This is a genomic window from Spirosoma luteum DSM 19990 (genome assembly GCF_000374065.1).
Lineage (GTDB): Bacteria > Bacteroidota > Bacteroidia > Cytophagales > Spirosomataceae > Spirosoma > Spirosoma luteum.
Genome location: NZ_KB893291.1, coordinates 1 through 4,724, shown reverse-complemented (window position 1 = coordinate 4,724; position 4,724 = coordinate 1). Strand labels below are relative to the sequence as shown.

At 55.3% G+C, this 4,724-nt stretch carries 2 protein-coding genes; both read right to left on the bottom strand.

Annotation, left to right across the window (positions count from 1 at the left end; all coding sequences use genetic code 11):
* On the bottom strand, positions 1-4,067 hold a 4,067-nt coding region (locus B156_RS29840; protein ID WP_245563818.1), incomplete at its 3' end, for a putative Ig domain-containing protein.
* A 402-nt stretch (positions 4,068-4,469) separates the two neighbouring features.
* Positions 4,470-4,724 (bottom strand): T9SS type A sorting domain-containing protein (locus B156_RS29835; RefSeq protein ID WP_040586318.1); only part of this gene is annotated, 255 nt, incomplete at its 5' end.

Below are 4,724 nucleotides of genomic sequence, written 5' to 3'. Positions count from 1 at the left end.
AACTCCAGACGAACCGTCTGACCCTGCAACCCTTCCAGACGAAGCCGGAACTCATCCGATACCGGGTTGGGCAGAATCGTGGCCTTCAGTTTGCCTCTCAGCTCCGAACCAGCACCCACCCGCGCACTGGGGGCAGAAGGCGTACAGGCTGCCAGCCAGTTGTAGGCAAAGCTGCTGCTCACTCCGCTCTGCACCGCACTCAGGGTAATAGTCGGATTGTCGGTGTACAGATTCAGCGTGTAAGGCCCTGGTGCCATCGTGGGCAGCATCTCATTGACCACCGAGAAACTGATCGGACTACCATTGACCCCCGCGTACTGGGGAGTGAAACTCACCTGACGCTGACCGGCCGAGATGACCTGGCAACTCACCGTCTGCACCCCCGTGATACTGAATGTACCCGTTGGTGGAGTACCACCCGCCGGACTGACCGTGATGGTAAAGCTGGTGCTGGCACTCATGCTCCCCGGATCAGTCGCCGTCACCGTCACCGTCGAGACACCCGACATACTTGGCGTTCCCGAAATGGTCGAAGGAGCGGTGAAACTAAGTCCCGCGGGCAGGCCACTTACCATCAGCGTCAACTGATTGGGTGTCTCGGCATCGGTGAACACACCCGCCAGTGAGAGCGTGTAGGCCATGCCCACCGTAGCTGACTGGGGACTAACCGGATTTGCTACCGTGGGCGGAGTGTTGGCCGTCGAGGAACTACAGGCCGCCAGCCAGTTGTAGGCAAAGCTGCTGGCTATGCCGCTCTGCACTGCCTGCAGGGTCACCACCGGATTGTCCGTGTACAGGTCCAGACTGTAGGGACCCGGATTGGTGGTGGGTGTCATTTCATTGACCACCGAGAAGCTGATGGGCGCGCCATTGACACCCGCGTACTGGGGATTGAAGGTCAGTCTCCGCTGACCGGCCGAGAGCACCTGGCAGCTGATGGTCTGCACGCTGGTGATGCTGAAGGTACCCGTTGGTGGGGGGGGCGTACCGGCGGCCGGACTCACCGTGATGGTGAAGCTGGTGCTGGCACTCATACTCCCCGGATCAGTGGCCGTGACGGTCACCGTTGAGACACCCGACATGGAAGGCGTTCCCGAGATGGTCGAAGGGGCCACAAAGTTGAGCCCCGCGGGCAGACCACTCACCGACAGCACCAGGCTGTTGGGTGTTTCGGCATCGGTAAACACATTAGCCAGCGAGAGCGTGTAGGCAATGCCCACCGTGGCCGACTGAGGGCCAACCGGATTGGCTACCGTAGGTGGGGTGTTGCCCGTTGATGAGCTGCAGGCCGACAGCCAGTTGTAGGCAAACTGGGTGGTGGCCCCGTTCTGGGTAGCGCTCAGGGTGATGACCGGGTTATCCGTGTACAGATTCAGCGTGTAAGGCCCCGGTGCCGTGGTGGGCAGCATTTCATTGACCACCGAGAAGCTGACCGGACTGCCATCCAGGCCCGCGTAGCGGGGGTTGAAGCTCACCCGGCGCTGGCCGGCCGAGATGGCCTCACAGCTCAGGGTGGTTACCCCGGTGATGCTGAAGGCAGGCGTTGGGGGCTGAGTGGGCGCCGGGCTGACGGTGATGGTAAAGCTGGTGCTGGCCGACAGGCTCCCCGGATCAGTGGCTGTTACGGTCACACTCGATACCCCCGACATGGAAGGTGTACCTGAGATGACTCGGGTACCGGGGTCAAAGCTTAGCCCGTTGGCGGGGTTGATGCTGGCCGTGTAGGTCAGGCCGTTGGGTGTCTCAGCATCGGTGAAGGCGTTAACCGTGTAGGAGAAAGCTACGCCGACGGTGGCCGTCTGGTTGGCATTGCTGGTAGCCACCGGAGGGGTGTTGGCCTGGCTTACCGTCACGCTGACCGTACCGCTGATGCTCTGGCTGGTGGGTGAGGTGGCATCCCGGGCCACGACGGTGAAGGTCTGCACCCCGGCAGGCAGGTTGGTCACCGAAGCGGTGTTGCCACTTGGCGTAATAGTGCCAGGTCCGGTGAAGGTGTAGCTGTAGGGGGTGGTTCCGCCCGATACCGTAGCCGACAGCGAAGTTGTCCCGCTAGTGGTCAGCATCATAGGATTGGCCGTCAGCGTCAGGGCCAGGGGAGTAACCACAATGGGAGCCGGATTGACGGTGATGGTAAAGCTGGTGCTGGCCGACAGGCTCCCCGGATCGGTGGCCTTCACTGTTACACTACTCACTCCACTCATCGAGGGGGTACCCGAAATAGTAGCGGGCGGGCTGAAGCTTAGCCCCGTAGGCAGGCCCGTCACTGATAGCGTCAGGCTGGAGGGCGTTTCGGCGTCGGTAAACACGTTGGCCAGTGAAAGGGTGTAAGCGATACCCACTGTAGCCGACTGGGGGCTAACCGGGTTAGCCACTGTAGGGGGCGTGTTGGCCGGTGGAGTCGCTACAGTAGCGTTGAATGTTTTGGTAAATAGGATCGGGTAACCCTGACCTGCAGCTACCGTGAATTGAATAACAACATTTGACGCACTGGTGGTGGCTGTCAGATTAGCTATATTGCCAGAGCCACTGCTTACCGAAAAAGAAGCAGCATTTGCCCCGACGATAGACCAGGAGGTTATGGACGATGTGCCTGTATTGAGAGCAAACGAACCCGTGTTGGTAAAGGCCGTCGGTCCACTAACTGTTGGCACCGCCAGGTTTGTTGTGTTGCCGCTGACACCCGTTGGATCAAGCCAGTTGCTGAGTCGGTTGTTATTTGCCCCTCCCCCCGTCCAGGATGTAAAAAAGCGACCATATTGATCAGGGGCATTCGGTGATGAACAGAACGATGAGCCCCCCAGTAGTTGACCAACAACCCGACGGGACGTTCCATCGAATAAGGCAGAGCCGGATGATCCGCCTTCTGTAACACCATTATTCCAGCTAAGTTGTAGAAAAGAGGTTCCTGGCGTTACATTGTAGTTTCCCCCTGGTAAATAAGCTACACCAACGGTTGAGGTGGCCCCTCCGAACGAAATTTTCTTCAGAGAACCATTGGGGTGGTGAATTCCAAATACACTGCTGGACAGATTGCTACTGCGGTCCCAGCCCAAAAAGGAAATACTTTCACTTTGCGGAGCCTGAGCGTTCAATTCGACCAGCGTAAAATCAGAAGCCGCACTACCTGAGCGATACGTCGCTCCGTTGATGGTTACGTACACATTATCATCTGTACTAGGCGTACAGGTGGCACTTTGGTATTTAAAATAGAAAGTCCAGCCAGCCGTTGAGCTGATTTCATTGGGCTCGTTGACTTGGTTTCCGTTGAAGTCAGTGCAATGAAAGGCCGTAAGGAAGAAAGAGCGAAAGCTCTGTCGGGCATCGTTAACAGTCGACCCTGTACAGAGATATAATCCTCCTGCACCATCATTAACCAGAATAAGGGCTACACCATCTGCTTCTGCCTGATAATCGGGGAAGCAAGCCTGGTTGTTTTCGCAGCTACCGGCGGGGCGTAGTGGCCCGAAAGGGCCCCTGGGTTCGTAAAAGTTAGCAACACCCATCAGATGCAATTGGCTTTGCCCGGCTACACCAACGGGTTCCTGTAACTCAATAATGAGCCGATCACCGGTGACATGCCCACTGGTAAAGGTGGCATTCGTACTATTTTGCTGGCTGGTAATGGGCCCAATCAACACGGTTTGCTCTGCATTGTACAGAAAAACGCGGGCTCCTTCGGCCAGTTGTAACCGGTCGAATATGGCACTCAACCCGCCCGCTTCCGGTGCCAGTACTTCGTGCTGATAAACACGGTATCCATTCCGTTCAGTGATAGTCCCTACTTTTTTAATGTCCAGGCTGATATTTTGCTGAACCGCTACCCGCATCGGACGACCGTTTTTACGATATTGCTCGTCTTCAGCTCTTAATTGAGCAACATCCAGCCGTGGCAGTTCCGACCGGGAAATACTAGGTCCCTGGGGGCCGAATGCACCAAACTGGTTTAAACCCACGTTACCCCCCGATAGTATCCGGGTTGTTACCTGCGCCTGCACCGCAAACGACATTGCTACCAATACCAGTACAAGTAGTGCTCCGGTACTACACCTTCGTAAATCTCTCATCATGTAAACAGTTATGAGTTAAGTGAAAAACAGGGAATTGGTTAATCATGAGCCTTAGCAAAACCTCCTGTATTTCAGGGTCTTTTGGTAAGCATTAACGAAGTAAATGTCAATTAAAAAAAGATTATATAGCTATTTTTTATAATTATTTCCCGGTCTTTTTATTAAGCGTAACAAATACCTGATTTTTTCACCTGTCACATATCCTTCATACTACACCACCCTGAAAAATCACACCTTCCGTTGACAAACCAATACCCTCCTACCACTTCGTATTTCAGGGAAACACTACCTTTTCCCGCTACTTTATGCGGCCAGTTTTTGTAATGAGTAACCATCAAAAAAGGAGGGCCTTTCCATCGCTGAAAAAGCCCTCCTTTTTTATTAACTATTACTGGTCGGTGCTTACTCCCGAATCACTTTCAGAGTCACCGCCTGCTGACCCTGGCTCACCCGCAACAGGTACAACCCACGACCCGGCTGAGCGAACCGTACCGACTCCTGATGATCGTCACTGACCACCTCAACCAGACGATTTATCACCGAATGACCACTCACATCACTCAACTCCAGACGAACCGTCTGACCCTGCAACCCTTCCAGACGAAGCCGGAACTCATCCGATACCGGGTTGGGCAGAATCGTGGCCTTCAGTTTGCC